This is a genomic window from Tenacibaculum crassostreae, from assembly GCF_964512405.1.
In the GTDB taxonomy this organism is placed as follows: Bacteria; Bacteroidota; Bacteroidia; order Flavobacteriales; family Flavobacteriaceae; genus Polaribacter; species Polaribacter crassostreae.
Genome location: NZ_CAZELE010000005.1, coordinates 272,436 through 294,057, shown reverse-complemented (window position 1 = coordinate 294,057; position 21,622 = coordinate 272,436). Strand labels below are relative to the sequence as shown.

Below are 21,622 nucleotides of genomic sequence, written 5' to 3'. Positions count from 1 at the left end.
AAGAAAAATAAATTTTACCAGTCAAAAGAATAGATAACACCAATGTTTAAACCAAACGAAGAATAAGGTGCGTCGATTGATTTTGTTTCAGGTTTTCCAAAAGTAGGATTATCTACATATGTAACTTCATCAGCAATTAAACCACCTATTAAAATTTGTGATTCTAAAGGTAAAGTAGCAAGTACGCCACTTAATTGTTGAGCAGAAATTTCATTTCCTCCTAAATAAGCTGTGTAAGAGTCTAAAACAGATTTGTCAGCAGCAACATCAATTCCTTGGTATTCCATTTCTGCAAAAACATTCCACTTTTCACTTATTTTAAACTTAACACCAAAAGCTGCGTTAAATCCGATAGGAAAACTTCCTTTGTTGTCTCTTTCAAAGTCAATCTTTAAAGGACCTTGTTCTAAAGTTCCAACGATATCAGTTCTACCACCTAATTTTGATAAAGCTCCAGCTCTAACATATACATTTTCAGATAAGTTGATAACTCCGGCTAATGAAATACCGAAAGCTCTACCTCTACCAACAACGTCTAAACCATTACCTTCAACGATTTGTTGATCGTTACCGTATAGGTAACCAACTCCTAAATCTAGACCAAAAGTTTTGTTGATTAAATAACCCATTCTTAAGTGAGCTTGGTAACCATCACCATAGCTTCCTTTTAATTCTCCACCTGTTGTTAAGGTTTTTTGAGATGCTGGTTCTGATGCACCAACACTAAACGCAGCGTAAAAATCTTGAGCATTTACGCTCACTGTTGCTAAAATCATAGCAAGTACTAAAATACTTTTTTTCATAATTGAATTATTTGTTAACTTTAAATTAGTTTGAAAAGGGCGCAAACGTAGTAAAAATCTATGACTGGCAACAGTAATAACTGTTAAAATATTAGTATTATTGCCAGTGTAATTCCCCTAATTTTTAATGCTATTTTTTATTATTAGTGAATAAAACTATTTTACATACTGAGGTTCAGTTATATATTGAAGAAAGTTTAAAAAGGAACATAGAAAATTTAATTTTTAAAGGCAGTCCCTTTGAAAATGTTACCATCCAAGAGTTAGCAAATCAAATTGTGGCAAAACAAAAATCTGAGAAAAAGCTCCCTACTTGGTTTACTTCAAAAAATATTTATTACCCAGCAAAATTAAGCATTGAACAAACTTCATCTGAAATCACAGCTGATTATAAATCTAAATTGGTAGCTGGAAGCTCAATAGTTGATATCACAGGAGGTTTTGGTGTTGATTGTTTTGCGTTTTCAAAAGAGTTTAAAGAAGTAACGCATTGTGAAATTAATAGTGAATTATCAGAAATAGTTACTCATAATTATAAACAATTAGGTGTTTTAAATATTGAAACAATTGCATCCGACGGATTGGAATACTTAAAAAGTACTTCTAAAAAGTTTGATTGCATCTACATAGATCCTTCTCGAAGAAATGATGTTAAAGGAAAAGTGTTTTTGTTAAAAGATTGTTTGCCAAACGTTCCTGAAAATTTAGATTTTCTTTTTGAAAAATCAGATACAATCTTGATAAAAAATTCACCTATTCTAGATATTACTTCTACAATAAATGAATTAAAATATGTTAAAGAAATTCATGTTGTTGCGGTAAAAAACGAAGTAAAAGAGTTGTTGTTTCTATTAAGAAACAACCATAAAGAAAAAGTTGAAGTAAAAACTGTTAACATTATAGAAAACAAATACCAAGAGTTTATTTTTAATAATAGTTTTAATGTTAATATAGATTATGCTCTTCCTCAAAAGTACCTATATGAACCCAATGCGGCAATACTAAAATCTGGCGGGTTTAACCAGGTTGCAACTCAGTTAAAAGTAAATAAATTACATCAACATTCTCATCTGTACACTTCAGAAAAGTTGATAGAAAATTTCCCTGGTAGAATTTTTAAAATTGAATCTGCTTTTCCATACAATAAAAAGAAGTTTAAAAAAGATATTACCACAGATAAAGCAAATATTACTACACGTAATTTTCCTAAAACTGTGGCGCAAATTAGAAAAGAAACAAAATTAAAAGACGGTGGAGATATCTATCTCTTCTTTTCTACCAATATGAACAACGAATTGATTGTTATTAATTGCTTAAAAACTACAAGCGAATAAAATATTATAGAAAAGCTTCCGTTTTTAGTATAGAAGTATCTGTTAATAACATGTTTTGTTTATTAGGGGAAATAAAATATGTTTAAAGCCTTGGTGTTTTACCAAGGCTTTTCTTTTTTGTATAAATTTGCTTACTTATGAAGAAAACAAACACTTATCAATCAATAAAAATTTCTAAAGATTCCTACGAAAAAGTAGATGATACACTTGTTGTAGAAGCTCCTTTGCAAATAAATATAAATAATGAAGCTTATACAGTGGTGATGAGGACTCCTGGTGATGATGAAGAGTTAACCAGAGGTTTATTATATGCTGAAGGTATTTGTAAAAAAAAGGAAGATTTACAAGTCGAAATTATTTCAGAAAATGAAGATTTTTCTACGGTAATTAACGTGAGAATTTCGAGAGATAAATTAGGGAAAGGATATTTAAATAAACGAACATTATTGTCGGTTTCTTCTTGTGGTATTTGCGGGAAAAAAGAGTTAAATGATTTAAAAGTTGAAGGTAAATCATTATCTCGAACAGAAAACAACACTATTGAATCAATAGTTGATGTGGGTAATAGTATGTTTTTTAAAATGAGTAAATTACAAAATTTATTTAAATCTACAGGAGGAAGTCATGCATGTGCTATTTTTAACTCAAGTTCTGAATTATTAACGATCAAAGAAGATATCGGGCGTCATAATGCTGTTGATAAATGTGTTGGAGATTTAATTTTGCAAGATAAGTTAAAAGAAGCTCAGTTTATGTTGGTGAGTGGTAGGGTTTCTTATGAAATAGTATCCAAAGCTTTTTTAGCAAAAACACCAATTATAATTGCAGTTTCTGCTTGCTCTTCTTTAGCGGTAGATTTTGCAAAAGAATTTGGAATTTGTCTTATCGGTTTTAGCAGAAATAATAAGATGACAGTTTACGCCAATCCTCAATTAATAAATTGAGTTTTTAGCAAGTTATTAAAGGTCGTTGATAACTAAAATTCGTGAATTAAAAAAGATTTGTATTTTAGTAACTTAAAATTTTAACTAATCAACCCGTACTTATGCCTTTTATAGAAGAAGAGAAGTTTAAGTTAATGCAAGAAGACTTAGACAACGCAAAATTAAAAAGAGAAGAAGCAGAAACCGAATTAACTTCAGTTCAAGAAGAATTGGCTTCTGTTAAAAAGAACTCAAGAACATTACCAATTGTATTAGGTTTATTATTAGGATTAGCATTAGGTGCAGCTTATTACTTTTACGCTAATGGTGGCGCAGGAGCATTAAATGATATTGATGTTGAAGCAGTAAAGAAAGAAGAAGCTCATAGAGTATTAGATAGTATTAGTAGAGCCCAAGCAAGAGCAGCTAGAAATAACACAAACACAAGTTCAAGTTCTCCTGCTATTGATGTAGATTCAGCAGCAGATGATGTTGCAATGGCTTACAATGGGCAAACGGTATATTCAGTTCAAATTGGAGTACTTTCAGAAAAACAATATCCACTTTTATCAAAAGAGATAATTCCTTCAACAGTTACTGCTGATAATGGTTATTTTAAATTATCATTAGGGTTGTTTAAAACTTTAGAAGAAGCTAAAGAACTAAAAAGAGAGTTAGTTAGAATAGGGTTTAATGATGCTTTTGTAGCTTCATATTTAGATGGTGAACGTCAAAAAATACACAATTAAACAGTTTTTAATGTCAAAAATTATAAAAAGGACACTCATAGTAAGTTTACTTATGAGTGTTCATTTTTTTTACGCACAAACGAACCTTATTCCTGAAAGAAAAACACAAGAAGGTTTTGGTCAAATAGATTTTCTATCAATAAAAATGCCTGATGGAGAGCAAAATATGGATTATACAGGGCTTCATTACAATTTAAAGCTAAATAACTGGAGTTATGCTGGTATTGGCTTATATGGCGCTGTTGGTGGTATTCGAGGAGGTTTTTTTACCTTAGGTGTAAATGCTGGAATTCAACAAAAAATAACTGATAAACTGTTTATAGATGCAGGAATACATTTTGGTGGTGGCGGAGGAAAAAGCGCAAAAGACGGTGGAGGTGCTTTTATTTTACCACACTTAAATTTTGGGTACGATTTCAAACAATTTTCTGCAACTGCAGGATATAGTTATGTCAATTTTTTTGATGGTGGTGAAATTAAAAGCGATCAATTTAATATTGCAATACAAATACCATTATCGTTTGAAACAGCTAGTTTTAAAGAACGAGAAAATTCATTTTCGGTAGATGATTTAAAAAATACATCTTGGAATGTTTTAGGCAATCAAATTTCGATGCTAGTACACTTAAATAATGCTCGGGTAACTAAAGGTTCTTACGAAGGAAATACAATACGTTTAGCAGGATTTGAATTGGATTCATATATATCAGATAATTTTTTCTTTTTTGTAAAAGTTGATGGGGCTTACCACGGAATTAAAGCAGGATATATGGATGTTTTTCTTGGTGGTGGATACCACTTATCAATGAATAGAAACCGAACTAATATCCTAGCCAAATTCGGTGTTGGTGCTGGTGGAGGTGGTGGCGTAGATACTAAAGGAGGTTTTTTAATTTATCCTGATATTTCTTTGGAACAAAAACTATTTAGTAATGTATATGCTTCGATAAATAAGGGGTATTTAATGAGTCCAGATTCACATTTTGTGTCTTCTACTTATGGATTAGGGTTAAAATATTATATCGATAAAGATGGAGTTACCTCTGAAGAGAAAGAATTTTCTGAAGGAAAATTTAAAGGATTTGAAGCTGTTATTAAACAAGATTTATATCTAAATGCTGCTAGAGATGGTGGATTTAACCAAAACATGCATCAAATATCATTGCAAATAAACTTTTTCTTAAATAAATACTTGTACGCTACAGGACAAACCTCTTTTGCTAATTTTGGTGATGCAGGTGCTTATGCAGAAGGAATTGTAGGTTTAGGTGCACAAACAAATTCACTTTTTAACAATACAACCTCGGTATTTGCTCAAGTTTTAGGAGGAGCCGCTGGTGGTGGAGGAATTAGTACGGGTCAAGGATTGATTATTAAACCTAGTATTGGAGTTAATCATCAACTTACTGATAATTTAAATTTAAGAGCTGGTGTTGGTTATGTAAAAGCAAGAGGTGGTACTTTAAGTAGTACTTACATGAATTTAGGAGTATCGTATCGTTTTTCTTTTTTAAGTGCTAAGTAATGTTATTAAATACTTATTATTTAACTAATATTACTCCAAATACCGCTAGTTTTTCGGAGATTTTCATAAGTTTTTTGTAGGCTTAAATTTTCAGGTTTAGATAAATTAGGATCATCTTGTAATAAGTTTATCGCAATTTGACGCGCTTTATAAAGAATAGGGCTGTCTTTTACTACATCAGCAATTTTTAGGTTTAACACCCCACTTTGCTGTGTTCCCATAATATTTCCTGGACCTCTAAGTTTTAAGTCTACTTCAGCAATTTTAAATCCATCTGAGGTTTCCACCATGGTTTGTAAGCGTGTTTTTCCGTCGGATGATAATTTATAGCTTGAAAGTAAAATACAATAGCTTTGTTCAGCTCCACGTCCTACTCTACCTCGTAATTGGTGTAATTGACTCAACCCGAATCGTTCAGCACTTTCAATCACCATTACTGATGCATTAGGGACGTTAACTCCTACTTCAATAACTGTGGTTGCAACCATGATTTGTGTATCACCTTTGGCAAAACGTTCCATTTCGTAATCTTTATCAGCAGGTTTCATTTGTCCGTGAACAATGCTTATTTGATATTTTGGTGAAGGAAATTCGCGAGAAATACTCTCATAACCGTCCATTAAATCTTTATAATCCATAGCTTCTGATTCTTGGATTAACGGATATACCACATAGGCTTGACGCCCTTTGGCTATTTCATCCTTCAAAAATTTAAAAACACCTAAGCGGTTACTATCGTATCGATGTACGGTTTTTATTTCTTTACGTCCTGGAGGCAATTCATCAATAACCGAAATATCCAAGTCACCGTAAACCGACATGGCTAGAGTTCTTGGTATCGGTGTTGCTGTCATTACCAAAATATGTGGTGGAATAGCTTTACCATCAACAGAACTTTTTTCCCACAACTTTCTTCGTTGTGCTACCCCAAAACGATGTTGTTCATCAATAATAGCAATACCAAGGTTTTTAAACTGAACTTTATCTTCTAAAATAGCATGGGTTCCTATTAAAATATGCAGACTTCCGTCTTCAAGACTGGAATGAATTTCTCTACGCTTTTTCGTTTTGGTTGAACCTGTTAGTAATTCAACTTGAATATTGGTATTTTCTAATAGCTCAACGATTCCGTTATAATGCTGAGTTGCCAATATTTCGGTAGGAGCCATTATTGTTGCTTGATAACCATTATCAATAGCTAAAAGCATGGTTAAAAGAGCTACAATTGTTTTTCCTGAGCCAACATCACCTTGTAACAAGCGGTTCATATGCGCACCTGAACCTACATCTTTTCGTATTTCTTTTAATACACGTTTTTGAGCATTCGTTAAATCAAAAGGTAAGTAATTGTCGTAAAAGTTGGTAAACTCCTCTCCTACATGCTCAAAAATAAATCCTTTTAATTTTGATTTTCTGATGAGTTTTTTCTGTAATAATTGTACTTGAATAAAAAATAACTCTTCAAACTTTAATCGATATTGAGCTTTTGCTAACAATTCTTGATTTTTAGGAAAGTGTACATTTAGAAGCGCTTCTTTTTTTCCTAAGAGCTGATGTTCATCTATGAAATACTGTGGAAAAGATTCTTCAATACTTCCGTACGCTTGCTGAAACAGATTCTGAATCATGTTCCGCATAACTTTGTTGCTGATTCCTTTTGTACTCAGTTTTTCGGTTGATGGATATACAGGTTGCATTGCCATTTGCAACTTACTTTTGTACTCAGTAACGGTTTCCATTTCTGGATGCGGCATGTTGGGAGTTCCGTTATACCAATTCAATTTTCCATAAATAACATACGGAACGTTAATCTTTAAGCTGTCTTTAATCCATTTCGCTCCTTTAAACCAAACCAATTCTAAGGTGCCAGTATTGTCTGAAAACGTAGCCACTAACCTACTTCCTCTTTTTTGTTGTACTGTTTTTATTCCTGTAATTTTTCCAACTATTTGTACTTCAGCAGAATTTTGCTGTAATTGGTTAATGGTATAAAACTGTGTTTTATCGATATATCTAAACGGAAAAAGATGTAGTAAGTCATTGCAGGTTTTAATACCTAGCTCGCTATATAAGAGTTCTGCTCTTGCTACACTAACACCTTTAATATATGTTACAGGATGGTTTAAATTCATTAAGAACGAAAGTACAAAAAAGGAGTTTTGATGACAACTTTTAATACCAAAGCTGGTTAAAAATATTTGTTATATTTGACTAAATTTAAACTTTATATGTTATGAAAAACTTATTTAAAAATTGCGTACTTCTATTATTTTTTTCAGTTTTAATTAGTTGTAGTGGATCTGATGATTCATTAAATGAAAATAGTATCAAACTAAACGGAAAATCATTTTCTGTTATAAGTGGAAGCATTCTAGGGGTTTCGTTAGGTGATGATGGTCATACAGGAATAACTTTAGTTTCAGGTACATCTTCTCAAGTAAAAACATTGATGATTGATGTTCCTACATTTACCAAAGAAACAATAGCTAACACTTACTCTTTTCCTGAAGAAAACGGAGTGTTGGTACTAAATGATTTTTTAACTCGCTATACGTATTTTGAAAATAACACAAGTGTTTCTAGCGGATTAAAATCTGGTACAGTTACTGTAAAACATAATGGAGGAAATAATTATTCTGTTATTGTTGATTTAGTTATGAATGATGACAGTACTTTTAAAGGAACATACACAAACGATTTTCAAGTAGTTTTTAATAACAATAATTAAAAATTAAAACCATATATTTTAAAAAAGTGCGGTTTTTTAACTGCACTTTTTTATTTGCTGTATCTTTGCACTCTTAAATTCATCAAATGAGATTACATAGAAATTTAGTTTTCGCGGTTATAGATAGTTTACGCGATATTTTTAATGAAGACGTTTATGCAGATAAGGCAGTAGAGCAAGCATTAAAAAGAGATAAACGCTGGGGAGCACGTGATAGAAAGTTTGTTGCTGAAACAATTTATGATATTGTTCGTTGGAAACGTTTGTATGCAGAAATAGCCAATGTAAAAGCTCCGTATTCTCGCCCAGATTTATGGAGATTATTTGCTGTTTGGTGTGTGTTAAAAGGAATTCAGTTACCAGATTGGAATCAGATTGAACCTACTCCTTCTCGAAGAATTAAAGGAAAGTTTGATGAATTATTAAAAATTAGAAAATTTAGAGAATCTATTCCTGATTGGATTGATGAAGTTGGTGTTCAAGAATTAGGAGAAGAAGTTTGGACCAAAGAAATAGCAGCATTGAACAAGCAAGCTGAAGTAATTTTACGTACCAATACGTTGAATACTACTAAAGAAAGGTTGCAGAAAATGTTAGCTACCGAAGGAATTGAGACAGAATTCATCAAAGGATATGACGATGCTTTAAAATTAGTTGAAAGAGCAAACGTATTTAAAACCGAAGCCTTTAAAAAAGGTTTTTTTGAGGTGCAAGATGCTTCTTCTCAATTAGTAGCGGCTTATTTAGATGTTGAACCAGGAATGAAGGTTGTTGATACTTGCGCTGGTGCAGGTGGAAAAACCTTACATATTGCTTCTTTATTGAAGAATAAAGGGCAAATTATTGCAATGGATATTTACGAAAGTAAATTGAAGAAATTAAAAGTTCGTGCTCGTAGAAACGGAGTTCATAATATTGATACTCGTGTTATCGATTCTACAAAAGTGATTAAAAAACTACAAGGAAAAGCTGATAGAGTTTTAATTGATGCTCCTTGTTCAGGGTTGGGTGTTATCCGTAGAAACCCTGATAGCAAATGGAAACTTGAACCTGAGTTTTTAGATAGAATTAAAGAAACGCAACAAGAGGTGTTACAGCAATATAGTAAAATGGTAAAACCAGGAGGAAAAATGGTGTATGCTACTTGTTCGGTATTACCTTCTGAAAATCAGCAACAAGTAGAATTCTTTTTAGCTTCTGATGCTGGTAAAGATTTTTCGTTTGTAAAAGATGAAAAGGTATTATCGCACAAATCAGGATATGACGGATTTTATATGGCGCTATTAGAACGAAAATAATAGCTATTACAAGTACAAATAATAAAAAAGGCTCGGGAAAAATTTCTCGAGCCTTTCTTTTCAATCAACTATTAAAAACTAACTAATCACCAAACATTACTTGTTAAGTAATTATATTAATAAGACGAGTAATTTTTAAAATCGTTACGAAAGTTAATTGGTTTAACATTATTTTAAGTTTTGCTCATTATTAATTTATGATTACTTTTAGCTGTAACTAACTTAAAACTATTTTTATGACAAATTCAAACAAACCAACAACATTATTCTGGGTAATTGGTGTTATTGCATTAATTTGGAACGGATTAGGTGTAATGTCTTACATCGGTCAAGCATTTATGACCGATGAAATGAAAGCTGCATTACCAGAAGCTGAAAGAGCTTTATATGACAATGTTCCGGCTTGGGTAACTGCTGCTTTTGCAATAGCAGTTTTTGGTGGATTATTAGGTTGTATTTTATTATTGATGAAAAAGAAAGCTGCTAAAACAGTTTTTTTAGTATCACTAATCGCAATAATTGTACAAATGATTTACAATTTATTTATGAGTAAAGCTGTTGAAGTTTACGGACCTGGAGGAGCTATCATGCCAATAATGGTTATAGCTATTGGCGTTTTCTTATTACTATATTCTAAGAGATCGATAGAAAAAGGTTGGTTGTCGTAGATAGATTCCAAATAGAAAATAAAATGCTGCTTTTTAAAGCAGCATTTTTTATTCAAATAAGACAAAAATAAACTCAGCAACACAAGCTGGTTTATCATGCCCTTTAATTTCTATAATGCAGTCGATAGTTAGTTTCTTTCCCTTCTGAAAATCTTCTACTTTTTTTATAACACTATTTAAGCGTAAATTGCTATTTACTGGCACAGGACTTGGAAAACGAACTTTGTTCAGTCCGTAATTCAACCCCATTTTTACACTTTTAACTTCAAATTGCTTTGAAATTAATTCAGAAAGCATTGAAACGGATATAAATCCGTGTGCTATGGTGGTTTTAGTTGGCGAATATTTTTTTGCTTTTTCTTCGTCAATATGAATCCATTGTTTGTCTAAGGTAGCATTTGCAAAATCGTTAATCATTTGCTGAGTTACTTCATACCACTCACCTATTGGTAATTGCTTTCCTTCTAAACTTGAGAGCTCTTCTAAATTATTGAGAATTAATTTTTCCATCATTATTTACCGAAAACGTCTTTTTTAATTCTGGGAAGCTCTAATTTATACTGAACAGCTATCGTTCTAATAATGACAATAATTGCTGCTGATAAGATAAATTGAAAATCCTCATTCATATTTAACGGATTTAAAAGTAAATACACAATTCCTCCTGCCAAACAAGCGGACGCATAAACTTCTCTATGAAAAATAAGCGGAATTTCGTTAGTTAACACATCTCTTATAACACCACCCATTACCGCAGAAGACATTCCCATAACTAAGGCTACAAACGGGTGAAGATCAAAATTCAATCCCTTTTGAACACCTAATAAAGTAAAAACACTGATACCAATGGTATCAAATAAAAACATGGTTCTTCTTAAGGGCGCAATTTTACTTCTAAATAAAAAAGTAACGAAAACTGCTGTAAGTATCGTCCAGATATAATTAATATCACCAATCCAGTTTATTGGATGTGCGTTAATTAAAACATCACGTAACATACCTCCTCCAACAGCGGTAACAAATGCAATGATTAATACGCCAAAAACATCAAATTTTTTTCGAATAGCCACCAAAGCTCCACTAATTGCAAAAGCAAAGGTTCCTGCGATGTCTATGGCGTATATAATACTCATTTTATAATGATATTTCTGAAAACTGTATTTGTAATTCTTTTTCTATTTCTGCAACGCGATTTCTTTCATTTTGAAGAATTAAAGCTAAAGATAATCCTCTTTTACCAGCTCTTGCTGTTCTTCCACTTCTGTGAGTATAATATTCTAATTGTTCAGGTAATTGATGATGCAACACAAAACCAAGATTATGAACGTCGATACCTCTTGCAGAAACATCGGTAGAAACTAATACTTGTAAATTTTCATTTTTAAAAGCTCGCATCACTTTATCGCGTTCTTTTTGCTGCATGTCACCTTCTAACGCTTCTACAGAAAAACCTTCTTCCTTTAACTCTTTGGTTAGTTTTTGAGCTCCGGCTTTGGTTCTTGTAAATATAATTCCTCTTTCGTTTTGACGTTTATCTAAAAAAGAAATGATAGTATTCGTTTTTTCTTGAATAGTTGTTTGAGCGAATTGATGAATAATATTTGCGTTTACTAACGAGTTTTTATTTACTTCAACTTGTTTTGCAGAAGCATTCATATATTTTTTAATGATACTTCGTATTTCATCGGGCATTGTAGCTGAAAACAACCATGTTTTACGTGTACCTGAAGTGTATTTTAGAATACGATTTAATTCTAATTTAAACCCCATGCTTAGCATTTCATCTGCTTCATCAAGTACTATTGTTTTAATGTCTTTTAAGTTAACATCTCCTCTTTCTATCAAATCAATTAAACGTCCTGGAGTAGCAACAACAATGTGAGTTGTTCTTTTTAGGTTGTTGATTTGACGATCAATTTTTTCTCCTCCAAAAACAGCTTCAACAAAAATTCTATCATCAACATATTTCGTAAACTTAAATAGTTGTTTTTTTATTTGTTGTGCCAACTCTCTTGTTGGTGCTAATATCAATGCTTGAATAGTATTTTTTGAAGTATCTATTTTATGAAGAATAGGCAATCCGTAAGCAGCAGTTTTTCCAGTTCCAGTTTGCGCTAAACCAATAAAATCGGCGTTGTTTTCAAGTAAGAAAGGAATTGCTTCCTTTTGTACTTCAGTAGGAGTTGTTATTCCTAACTCTTTCAATCCTTTCACGTATTCTTTTCGTACTCCTAACTCGGTAAATGTTGTCATTTTATAAAATTATAAGTGCAAAGATATTGTTTCTTTTTACGGTAATAATAAGTTTGTTATTTCTTTCGTAATTCTTTTTGGTTTTTTGGTAGTAGCATCTAATAAACAAAAGGTAGTTTGAGATTTTACCAACAAGGTTTCATCTTTATACATTTCGAAGTGACGAACAGATTTTATTCCTTCAGTTTTACCAACCCAAGTTCTTAAAGTTACTTCATCGCCTAATATTGCTTGATTTTTATAATCTACCTCATGACGAATAACAAACCAAACATAATCGATATTAATTGCTTTTTTTGATAAGATTTTCCAATGAGCATCAGAAATATTTTGCATCCATTGTACATAAACCACATTGTTTACATGGTTGTATTCATCAATTTCGTTATGAGTAACAATATGTTTTTGTTCAAATACATTCATTTAACAAACTTACAACGAATGATGTTAATTATTACTTAAATGTATTAAGCTTTTAAATTTTGATGGATTATTCATCTTAATTTAGTCAACATGAATAGAATCGCTGACGATTTAGGAACCAAAAGTATTAGCAAGCTTATTTTAAAACAAGCAATTCCAGCTTCAATAGGAATTTTAGTAATGTCAATAAACATGATTGTTGACACTATTTTTGTTGGAAGATGGATTGGTGTGATGGCAATAGCAGCGATTACTGTTGTTTTACCAATTGCTTTTTTGATTTCTTCTATAGGGATGGGAGTTGGTATTGGAGGAAGTTCCATTATATCAAGAGCTTTAGGAGCAAATAAAGCTGATAAAGCTTTTGAAGTTTTTGGAAATCAAATTTCACTTACTATAGGTTTATCTGTGTTATTTGTATTATTTGGTAAGTTCTTCTGTTTACCAATTTTGCAACTTTTTGGAGCGAACGGAGATATTGTTATTCCTGCTACTGAATATTTTCATGTAATAATTTTAGGAGTTCCTTTTTTAGCGTTTGCAATGATGGGAAATCCAGTAATTAGAGCTGTAGGAAAGCCAAATTATGCCATGTTTACTATGATTCTACCAGCAATTGCTAATATTTTGTTAGATGTTGTTTTTATAAAATTCATGAATTTAGGAATGTACGGAGCTGGTTTGGCAACTTCTATTTCGTATGCTGTTAGTGGATTATTTATTTTATGGTTCTTTTTATCAAAGAATACCGAATTAAAAATTGTTCCGAAGTATTTTAAATTTAATTATTCTATTTTAAAAGAAATTGTGTCTTTAGGAGGGGTAACCGTTGTAAGACAAGGTACAATTAGTGTTTTAGTAATCATTCTAAACTACACGTTATTTAAATATGGAGGAGAAATTTCAATAGCTATTTACGGGATTATTAATAGAGTAATGATGTTTGCCTTGTTTCCTGTTTTAGGAGTAACACAAGGTTTTTTACCTATTGCAGGATATAATTATGGTGCCAATGACTCTAAAAGAGTTAAAGAGACGATTAGGACTTCTATACAATTTGGAACAGCTATAGCTACTGTAATTTTTATAGGAATTATGTTATTTCCGAATGAGTTAGTTAGTGTATTTACAGAAGATAGAGAACTACTAAATCTCACACCAAATGCATTAATAATAGCTTTTTTAGCAACTCCTGTAATCACCACACAATTAATAGGAGCAGCTTATTTTCAAGCAGCAGGTAAAGCTTTACCAGCGTTACTATTAACGTTACTAAAACAAGGAATTTTCTTAATTCCTTTAGTGTTTGTTTTACCAAGATTTTATGGTGTAAATGGTGTATGGATGTCGTTTCCAATTGCTGATATATTATCAACAGTGGTTACTTATGCTTATTTAAAAAGAGAGGTGAAATTAAATTTGAATTAATTCAACAAACTTTCACCATTTAAGTTTGTTGTTAAAACATCACTCATATAATTAAAATAAGGACGAAGTGCTTTAAAAGCATCATCTACTTTGGTTAAAAAATCAGGAGCTAAAACTTCTTCATCAGTAAAACGTTGAACTGCAATGTATGCTTTCTTTCGAATCAAATCGATATCAGGATGTTCTTTATCAAACCCTTTAGGAGCGGTTTTTAATTCATCTCCTTCAAATTTTCCACCAAAATAGTTAACGTAGTTTTTTTCTTGTAAAATTTCTCTAATTTCACTTGCATCCATTTCAAACTCTTTTCGAATGCGGAATAAGTCGTCTTTACTTGGTTCCCAAAAACCTCCAGCTAAAAAACTATCTTTAGGTGAAATGTGTAGATAATACCCTCCCCTTAATTCTGGTTTTTTTCTGTGAAAAGAACCTCCAAAATGTGTTTTATACGGTGTTTTATCTTTTGAAAATCGAACATCTCTATAAATTCTAAATAATTTATGTTTATCAACTTCATCATGTTTATTCAAGTTCTCTTGAATAGTTTTGTACACTGCTTTTGCATTGTTTTGAGCATTGGTAAACTCTTTTTTATGCTCGGTAAACCAATCACGATTGTTGTTATCCTTTAAATCTTTTAGAAATTGAAATGTTTGTTTTTCTATTTGCATGGTAAACGAATTTAGAATTCTAAGATACAAAAAAACTCCGCTAGATATTAGCGGAGTTTTTGTATTTATATTATAAATGAACTTATACGTTAAATCTAAAGTGCATTACATCACCGTCTTTAACAATATACTCCTTTCCTTCTACTCTCATTTTACCAGCTTCTTTAACTTTAGCTTCGCTTCCATGAGCTACATAATCAGCATAACTAATAGTTTCGGCACGAATGAATCCTTTTTCAAAATCGGTATGAATAACTCCAGCAGCTTGTGGTGCAGTAGCTCCAATAGAAATGGTCCAAGCTCTTACTTCTTTAACACCTGCTGTAAAATAGGTTTGTAAGTTTAATAATTTATATGCTGAACGAATTAAACGAGACACACCTGCTTCTTCCAATCCTACATCCGCTAAAAACATTTGGCGCTCTTCATAGTCTTCTAATTCAGCAATGTCAGCTTCTGTACCAACCGCTAATACGATAACTTCAGCATTTTCGTGTGCTACAGCTTCTTTAACTTTATCAACATACTCGTTACCAGTAACAGCAGAGCTTTCATCAACATTACACACATATAAAACTGGTTTAGCAGTGATGAACTGTAATGGTTTAACAAACTCGTCTTCTTTTTCGGTAAATTCAATAGAACGAATCGATTTTCCTTCTAATAAAGTCGCTTCAACTTTCAATAAAATTTCTAATTCAACTTGTGCTTCTTTATTCCCAGTTTTAGCAGTTCTTTTTACACGCTCTAAACGCTTTTGAACTGTTTCTAAATCTTTTAATTGAAGTTCAATATCGATAGTTTCTTTATCACGAATAGGATCTACAGAGCCATCTACGTGTACAATATTATCGTTATCAAAACAACGCAAAACGTGTAAGATAGCGTCCGTTTCACGGATGTTTGCCAAAAACTGATTTCCTAAACCTTCACCTTTACTAGCTCCTTTTACCAATCCTGCAATATCTACAATCTCAACAGTTGCTGGTAATACTCTTTCTGGGTTTACTAACTCTTCTAGCTTTTCTAAACGAGTGTCAGGTACGTTTACAACACCTAAGTTAGGTTCAATTGTACAAAATGGAAAATTTGCACTTTGTGCTTTTGCGTTAGATAAACAGTTAAACAACGTTGATTTTCCTACGTTTGGTAATCCTACAATTCCAGCTTTCATTCTGTGTGTTTTATTGAAATTTTTGCGAGTGCAAATATAAATTATTATTCATAAAAAAAACCTCGAAAAGTATCGAGGTTTTAAATATTTCTTACCGTGTAGTAATTATTCATTATGCATAAAACGCTGTTTTGCTAATAATTCCTCTTCAGTTTCTACATTATCTTCATCAGGAACACAACAATCTACGGGGCATACTGCTGCACATTGTGGTTCTTCATGAAAACCTTTACATTCTGTACATTTATCTGCTACGATGTAATAAATCTCATCAGAAATAGGTTCTTGATCCTCGTCTGCATTGGCAGATTTACCATTAGGTAAAACAATATTTCCTGTTAAATCTGTTCCGTCAGCATATTTCCAATCATCTGCACCTTCATATATCGCTGTATTCGGACACTCAGGTTCACAAGCTCCACAATTTATACACTCATCTGTTATTATAATTGCCATAATTAATCTCTTTCAGTTTTGTAACTTTGCAATCGCAAAAATAGTTCCAATTTAATTTATAACCAAAATAAATGGATAGTATAAAAAGTAGAATTACCGCTTTTCATAAACTAGGAGATTTTTTAAGTCAGTTTTCTCGAGATAAAGTTGAGAAAAAAGACAATATAGAACATAACGAATTGTTTTTTGATGGATTTAAACATCAACTTAAAATTGCTGAAGAAAACAATACGTGGTTTACAAAAGAAAACTTATTGTTTTCTATAGAAAATTGGACAAAGGCATTAACTACAAGCAACTTAATAGAATGGGTTTCTAGTGAAAATTTAGGTAAAAACGAACCTAAATTAGTTGCAGTTATTATGGCTGGAAATATTCCTTTGGTAGGATTTCATGATTTTTTATCAGTAGTAATCTCTGGTCATTCAGTTTTAGTAAAGCAATCTTCAAACGATAAACATCTACTACCCTTTTTAGCGAAGTATTTAGAATATGTTGAACCTGAACTAAAAGAAAAAATAACATTTACTGAAGAAAAATTAGAAGGTTTCGACGCTGTAATTGCAACAGGAAGTAACAATACGGCTCGTTATTTTGAGTATTATTTTAAAAATAAACCAAGCATTATTAGAAAAAGTAGAAACTCTGTAGCGGTATTAACGGGAAATGAAACTGAAGAGCAAATGCAAAATTTAAGCGAAGATGTTTTTCGCTATTTCGGATTAGGCTGTCGTTCGGTTTCAAAATTATTCATTCCTAAAGATTATAATTTTGATGCATTTTTTAACGGAATGTACACACAACATCAAATTATAAACAATACCAAATATGCTAATAACTACGATTATAACAAAGCAGTGTATTTAATGAGTGAGTTTGATGTTTTAGAAAACGGATTTTTAATGATTAAGGAAGACGAAAGTTACGCCTCTCCTATTGCTTCTGTTTTTTATGAGTACTATGATAATTCTGATGATTTAAAAATTAAATTATGGGAAGATAGAGAGCAAATTCAGTGTGTGGTTGCCAATAATTTTATTGAAGATGAAATTGAATTTGGGCAAACACAACACCCTAAATTGTGGGATTATGCTGATGGAGTAAACACCCTAGAATTTTTATCAAAAATTTAAAATAGAGTCTCTGTTTAAATTTGCACCTTTGTGTAACAAAACACAACCAACTGATGAAAAAACATAACTTTAGTGCAGGACCTTGCATTTTGCCAGAAGAAGTGCTTCAAAAAGCATCCGAAGCTGTTCTAAATTTTAACAATGATAATTTATCGTTAATTGAAATTTCTCATAGAAGTCAACCTTTTGTTGATGTTATTGAAAGAGCAAGAAGTTTAGCATTAGAACTTTTAGGACTAGAAAACAAAGGGTATAAAGCATTGTTTTTTCAAGGTGGAGCGAGTATGCAATTTTTAATGGTTGCCTACAATTTATTGAATAAAAAAGCAGCATATTTAAATACAGGAACGTGGAGTAGCAAAGCTATTAAAGAAGCTAAATTATTTGGCGAATTGGTTGAAGTAGCTTCTTCTGAAGATAAAAACTTCAACTATATTCCAAAGGAATATCAAGTTCCAAAAGATGTAGATTATTTTCACTGCACAAGTAACAACACTATTTACGGAACGCAAATGAAGCATTTTCCTGAAATTTCAGTTCCTTTAATATGTGATATGAGTTCAGATATTTTTTCTCGTCAATTAGATTTCTCAAAATTTGATTTAATCTATGCAGGCGCTCAAAAAAACATGGGGCCAGCAGGTGCAACGTTAGTAGTTATAAAAGAAGATATTTTGGGTAAAGTAGAACGTCAAATTCCTTCTATGTTGAATTATCAAATTGCTATTGATAAAGATAGTATGTTCAACACTCCGCCTGTGTTTTCTGTATATACCTCAATGTTAACTTTAGAGTGGTTAAAAGATTTAGGAGGAATCTCGTTTATTGAAAAAGTTAATGAGAAAAAGTCAGCATTGTTGTATGCTGAAATTGATAGAAATCCATTATTTAAAGGAGTGGCAGCTGTTGAAGATCGTAGCCACATGAACGCAACGTTTACTTTAGTCAATGATAGTCTACAAGCTAAATTTGATGCAATGTGGAAAGAAGCCAATATTAACGGATTAGAAGGTCACAGAAGTGTTGGTGGTTATCGTGCAAGTATGTATAATGCATTGCCTTTATATAGCGTACAAGCCTTGGTAGGCGTAATGCAGGAATTAGAAAGAATAAGTTAGATATAACGTCATTCAAAAGCAATGACAATTATAATATAAGAATGAAGATATTAGTAAATGACGGAATTTCCGCAAGCGGAATAGAGGCTTTAGAAAAAGCAGGTTTTGAAGTGATAAATACTAAGGTTGCACAAGAGCAATTAGAAAACTATATTAACGACAAAGGTATTGATGCTGTTATTGTTAGAAGTAACACGCAAATACGTCAAGAATTGATTGAAGCTTGTCCAAGTATTAAATTGATTGGACGTGCAGGTGTTGGTATGGATAATATTGATGTTGAATATGCTATTGATAATGGTGTTCATGTTGTTAATACTCAAGAAGCTTCTGCCCTTTCAGTTGCTGAATTGGTATTCGCACATTTATTTGGAATGGTACGTTTTTTACATCAATCGAATCGTGAAATGCCTTTAGAAGGTGATATGAGCTTTAATACTTTAAAAAAACAATTTTCTCAAGGAACTGAATTGAGAGGTAAAACCTTAGGTATTGTTGGTTTTGGTAGTATAGGACAAGAAGTTGCTAAAATGGCTATTGCTTTAGGTATGAAAGTAATTGCTACTGATACAGATGTTCAAGAAGCAACTATAACAATTCCGTTTTTTGACGGGCAATCAGTTAATTTTTCTGTAGAAACGCAACCGTTTAATGATGTTGTATCAAAAGCAGATTTTATTACGTTACATTTACCAGCTCAAGATGAGTATGTAATTACTGCTACTGAATTTGATAAAATGAAAGATGGTATAGGCATTGTAAACACCTCAAGAGGAAGTGTTTTAAATGAAGTAGATTTAGTAAATGCTATAGAAAGTGGTAAGGTTAAATATGCTGGGTTAGATGTTTTTGAAAATCAACCTACTCCTGAAATTCAATTGTTAATGAATCCTGAGATTTCTATGACTCCACATATTGGAGCATCAACTATTGAAGCACAAGAAAGAATTGGTGTTGAGTTAGCCAACAAAATTATAAAACTATTAAGTGAGTAATTTATGGCAATAGTTAAACCATTTAAAGCGGTTAGAGCTACACGCGATAAAGTAGCCTTAGTTTCTTCCAAATCGTATGAAATTTATACTCCTGCAGAGATTGGAGCAAAGCTAGATTTTAATCCTTACACATTTTTGCATGTAATAAATCCTGGGTACAAATATCATAAGCAAGATGTTACAGGAGAACAACGTTTTAAACTGGTACATAATCGTTATTTAGAGTTTAAAGAAAATGAAGTATTTAAGCAAGACAATTTTGCTGGATACTACATATATCAAAAAATAACACCTACCGATAATTTCTGCGGAATTATAGCAGCAACTTCAGTAGAAGATTATCACAACAATGTGATAAAAAAGCATGAAGACACATTGAAGGAGCGTGAGTTGCTGTTTGAAAATTATTTAAAAAACACTGGGTTTAATGCTGAACCTGTACTACTCACCTATCCTGATAATGATGTTATATCATCAATTATAAAAAAGTATCAAGAAAAAAGAGCGGAATACGAGTTTTCTACTTCCGATAGAGATCTTCATTTTTTATGGATTGTTAGCGACAGTAACGATATCCAGCAAATTTCAGAAGCTTTTAAGCAAGTTAATACTTTATATATTGCTGACGGACATCATCGTTCTACTTCTTCTTGCTTACTGGCTCAGAACTTAGCAGAAAATAATCCAGAGCATACAGGTAAAGAAGATTATAACTATTTTATGAGTTATTTGTTACCTGAAAGTCAGTTGAAAATTTATGAGTTTAATCGATTTATTAGAGATTTAAACGGATTAACAGCAGATGAATTATTAATTGAGTTAGACACGTACTTTAGAATAGAAAACCGAGGACAAGAACTATACAAACCTAAAGAGAAACATCATTTTAGTATGTATCTTAACGGAGAGTTTTATGCATTGTATTTGCGAAAATCTGCCTATAATTTTACCGATTGTTTAAGTGAATTAGACGCATATATTTTATACACCACTGTTTTACAGCCTATTTTAGGAATAGATGATATTAGAAATGCATCAAAAATTGTGTATTCTCAAAACAAATCAGACGGATTGGAGCTTAAAACAAAGGTTGATAGCGGTGAATTTAAAGTTTCCTTCGGAATGTTACCTACAAATATATCTGAGTTAAAAACAATCGTGGATGCTGGTTTAATGATGCCACCTAAAACCACCTATATTGAACCTAAATTACGAAGTGCGTTAACTATTTATGAGTTTTAGCATTAAAAAAGTATGATGAAAGGAATTAAAGAAAATCTACAAGAAATACAATCAACCTTACCTGAAAACGTAACATTAGTAGCGGTTTCTAAAACAAAACCTATTGCCGACTTACAAGAGGCTTATGATGCAGGTCAACGTGTGTTTGGTGAAAATAAAATTCAAGAAATGGTTGCCAAATATGATGAACTTCCCAAAGATATTCAGTGGCACATGATTGGGCATTTGCAAAGTAATAAAGTTAAATACATGGCACATTTTGTCGATTTAATTCATGGTGTAGATAGCTTTAAAACGTTGAAAGAAATTGACAAGCAAGCAAAAAAACACAACAGAGTTATCAATTGTTTGTTACAAGCCAGAATTGCTAAAGAAGACACAAAATTCGGATTACCTTTTTCAGAAATAGAAGCTATTTTAGCTTCTGATGAACTTAAAGAGTTGCAAAATATTAAAGTTGTAGGTTTAATGGGAATGGCAACATTTACAGATAATCAAGAACAGTTAGAAGAAGAGTTTTCATCGCTATCTAGTTTCTTCAATCAAAATAAAAAAACATATCCTGATTTAACAATTCTTTCAATGGGAATGAGTGGTGATTATGAGTTGGCCATTAAAAACGGAAGTAATATGGTACGAATAGGAAGTTCTATTTTTGGAGTTCGAAATTATATTGCTTAGATTTACAAAAATCAGCTAAA

General features: G+C 31.8%; 22 protein-coding genes. 13 read left to right on the top strand and 9 right to left on the bottom strand.

The window, feature by feature from the left end:
* Positions 1-14: 14 nt before the first annotated feature.
* Positions 15-803, bottom strand: coding sequence for an outer membrane beta-barrel protein (locus ACKTST_RS06710; protein ID WP_408046979.1), 789 nt, complete (start codon positions 801-803; stop codon positions 15-17).
* A 146-nt stretch (positions 804-949) separates the two neighbouring features.
* On the opposite strand from ACKTST_RS06710, the gene ACKTST_RS06705 reads away from it, so the two are divergent.
* The 4 genes from ACKTST_RS06705 to ACKTST_RS06690 all read left to right on the top strand — a co-directional run bounded on the left by ACKTST_RS06705 (position 950) and on the right by ACKTST_RS06690 (position 5,334).
* Entirely contained in the window at positions 950-2,137 is a 1,188-nt protein-coding gene (locus ACKTST_RS06705; RefSeq protein WP_408046978.1) for a class I SAM-dependent methyltransferase, read from the top strand.
* Between the two features lie 137 nt (positions 2,138-2,274).
* Positions 2,275-3,081 carry a formate dehydrogenase accessory sulfurtransferase FdhD gene (gene fdhD, locus ACKTST_RS06700; protein ID WP_408046977.1) on the top strand — a complete coding sequence of 269 codons (807 nt, stop codon included), beginning with the start codon at positions 2,275-2,277 and terminating at the stop codon, positions 3,079-3,081.
* Between the two features lie 101 nt (positions 3,082-3,182).
* Complete coding sequence (locus ACKTST_RS06695) at positions 3,183-3,809, top strand: SPOR domain-containing protein (protein WP_408046976.1); 627 nt, start codon at positions 3,183-3,185, stop codon at positions 3,807-3,809.
* A gap of 52 nt (positions 3,810-3,861) precedes the next feature.
* Positions 3,862-5,334, top strand: a complete 1,473-nt coding sequence (locus ACKTST_RS06690; protein ID WP_408046975.1) for a hypothetical protein — start codon at positions 3,862-3,864, stop codon at positions 5,332-5,334.
* A gap of 20 nt (positions 5,335-5,354) precedes the next feature.
* Here the strand turns inward: ACKTST_RS06690 and recG are convergent, their stop codons facing one another.
* Positions 5,355-7,466: an ATP-dependent DNA helicase RecG gene (gene recG / locus ACKTST_RS06685; protein ID WP_408046974.1), complete on the bottom strand. Its 2,112-nt coding sequence runs from the start codon at positions 7,464-7,466 to the stop codon at positions 5,355-5,357.
* A gap of 101 nt (positions 7,467-7,567) precedes the next feature.
* On the opposite strand from recG, the gene ACKTST_RS06680 reads away from it, so the two are divergent.
* The 3 genes from ACKTST_RS06680 (at position 7,568) to ACKTST_RS06670 (ending at position 10,028) form a co-directional block, all read left to right on the top strand.
* Positions 7,568-8,062, top strand: coding sequence for a hypothetical protein (locus ACKTST_RS06680; protein WP_408046973.1), 495 nt, complete (start codon positions 7,568-7,570; stop codon positions 8,060-8,062).
* An 86-nt stretch (positions 8,063-8,148) separates the two neighbouring features.
* Positions 8,149-9,360, top strand: coding sequence for an RsmB/NOP family class I SAM-dependent RNA methyltransferase (locus tag ACKTST_RS06675; protein WP_408046972.1), 1,212 nt, complete (start codon positions 8,149-8,151; stop codon positions 9,358-9,360).
* A gap of 236 nt (positions 9,361-9,596) precedes the next feature.
* Positions 9,597-10,028 carry a hypothetical protein gene (locus ACKTST_RS06670; protein ID WP_408046971.1) on the top strand — a complete coding sequence of 144 codons (432 nt, stop codon included), beginning with the start codon at positions 9,597-9,599 and terminating at the stop codon, positions 10,026-10,028.
* A gap of 48 nt (positions 10,029-10,076) precedes the next feature.
* Here ACKTST_RS06670 and ACKTST_RS06665 read toward each other — a convergent pair whose 3' ends face one another.
* The 4 genes from ACKTST_RS06665 to ACKTST_RS06650 are packed head-to-tail and all read right to left on the bottom strand — an operon-like array spanning position 10,077 to position 12,704.
* Positions 10,077-10,541 carry a MaoC family dehydratase gene (locus ACKTST_RS06665; protein ID WP_408046970.1) on the bottom strand — a complete coding sequence of 155 codons (465 nt, stop codon included), beginning with the start codon at positions 10,539-10,541 and terminating at the stop codon, positions 10,077-10,079.
* Positions 10,541-11,161, bottom strand: coding sequence for a trimeric intracellular cation channel family protein (locus ACKTST_RS06660; protein WP_408046969.1), 621 nt, complete (start codon positions 11,159-11,161; stop codon positions 10,541-10,543). The genes ACKTST_RS06665 and ACKTST_RS06660 overlap by 1 nt, the downstream gene beginning before the upstream one ends.
* A 1-nt stretch (position 11,162) precedes the next feature.
* Positions 11,163-12,281, bottom strand: a complete 1,119-nt coding sequence (locus tag ACKTST_RS06655; RefSeq protein WP_408046968.1) for a DEAD/DEAH box helicase — start codon at positions 12,279-12,281, stop codon at positions 11,163-11,165.
* A gap of 36 nt (positions 12,282-12,317) precedes the next feature.
* Complete coding sequence (locus tag ACKTST_RS06650) at positions 12,318-12,704, bottom strand: acyl-CoA thioesterase (protein ID WP_408046967.1); 387 nt, start codon at positions 12,702-12,704, stop codon at positions 12,318-12,320.
* A gap of 90 nt (positions 12,705-12,794) precedes the next feature.
* Here ACKTST_RS06650 and ACKTST_RS06645 point away from each other — a divergent pair, with 90 nt between their 5' ends.
* Positions 12,795-14,132 carry an MATE family efflux transporter gene (locus ACKTST_RS06645; RefSeq protein WP_408046966.1) on the top strand — a complete coding sequence of 446 codons (1,338 nt, stop codon included), beginning with the start codon at positions 12,795-12,797 and terminating at the stop codon, positions 14,130-14,132.
* On the opposite strand, the gene ACKTST_RS06640 is transcribed toward ACKTST_RS06645, so the two are convergent.
* From ACKTST_RS06640 to ACKTST_RS06630, 3 genes are all read right to left on the bottom strand, one after another.
* On the bottom strand, positions 14,129-14,803 hold the full coding sequence (locus ACKTST_RS06640) for a DUF2461 domain-containing protein (protein ID WP_408046965.1): 675 nt from the start codon (positions 14,801-14,803) through the stop codon (positions 14,129-14,131). The two genes, ACKTST_RS06645 and ACKTST_RS06640, sit on opposite strands and share 4 nt — an antisense overlap.
* 82 nt (positions 14,804-14,885) lie before the next feature.
* A complete protein-coding gene (gene ychF, locus ACKTST_RS06635) occupies positions 14,886-15,977 on the bottom strand; it encodes a redox-regulated ATPase YchF (protein ID WP_408046964.1) in 1,092 nt (363 codons plus the stop codon).
* 105 nt (positions 15,978-16,082) lie between these two features.
* Positions 16,083-16,433 (bottom strand): 4Fe-4S dicluster domain-containing protein, encoded by a 351-nt coding sequence (locus ACKTST_RS06630; protein ID WP_028892008.1) that lies wholly within the window; start codon positions 16,431-16,433, stop codon positions 16,083-16,085.
* A 71-nt stretch (positions 16,434-16,504) separates the two neighbouring features.
* Between ACKTST_RS06630 and ACKTST_RS06625 the strand changes: the two genes are divergently transcribed.
* Genes ACKTST_RS06625 through ACKTST_RS06605 form a run of 5 tightly spaced genes read left to right on the top strand, consistent with a single transcriptional unit; the run spans position 16,505 to position 21,602 of the window.
* The gene (locus ACKTST_RS06625) at positions 16,505-17,566 is read left to right on the top strand and encodes an acyl-CoA reductase (RefSeq protein ID WP_408046963.1); all 1,062 of its coding nucleotides are present in this window, start codon (positions 16,505-16,507) and stop codon (positions 17,564-17,566) included.
* Between the two features lie 53 nt (positions 17,567-17,619).
* Entirely contained in the window at positions 17,620-18,684 is a 1,065-nt protein-coding gene (serC, locus tag ACKTST_RS06620) for a 3-phosphoserine/phosphohydroxythreonine transaminase (RefSeq protein ID WP_408046962.1), read from the top strand.
* 41 nt (positions 18,685-18,725) lie between these two features.
* A complete protein-coding gene (locus ACKTST_RS06615; protein WP_408046961.1) occupies positions 18,726-19,679 on the top strand; it encodes a D-2-hydroxyacid dehydrogenase in 954 nt (317 codons plus the stop codon).
* Between the two features lie 3 nt (positions 19,680-19,682).
* Complete coding sequence (locus ACKTST_RS06610) at positions 19,683-20,921, top strand: DUF1015 domain-containing protein (protein WP_408046960.1); 1,239 nt, start codon at positions 19,683-19,685, stop codon at positions 20,919-20,921.
* A gap of 15 nt (positions 20,922-20,936) precedes the next feature.
* On the top strand, positions 20,937-21,602 hold the full coding sequence (locus ACKTST_RS06605) for a YggS family pyridoxal phosphate-dependent enzyme (RefSeq protein ID WP_408047226.1): 666 nt from the start codon (positions 20,937-20,939) through the stop codon (positions 21,600-21,602).
* Positions 21,603-21,622 lie beyond the last annotated feature (20 nt).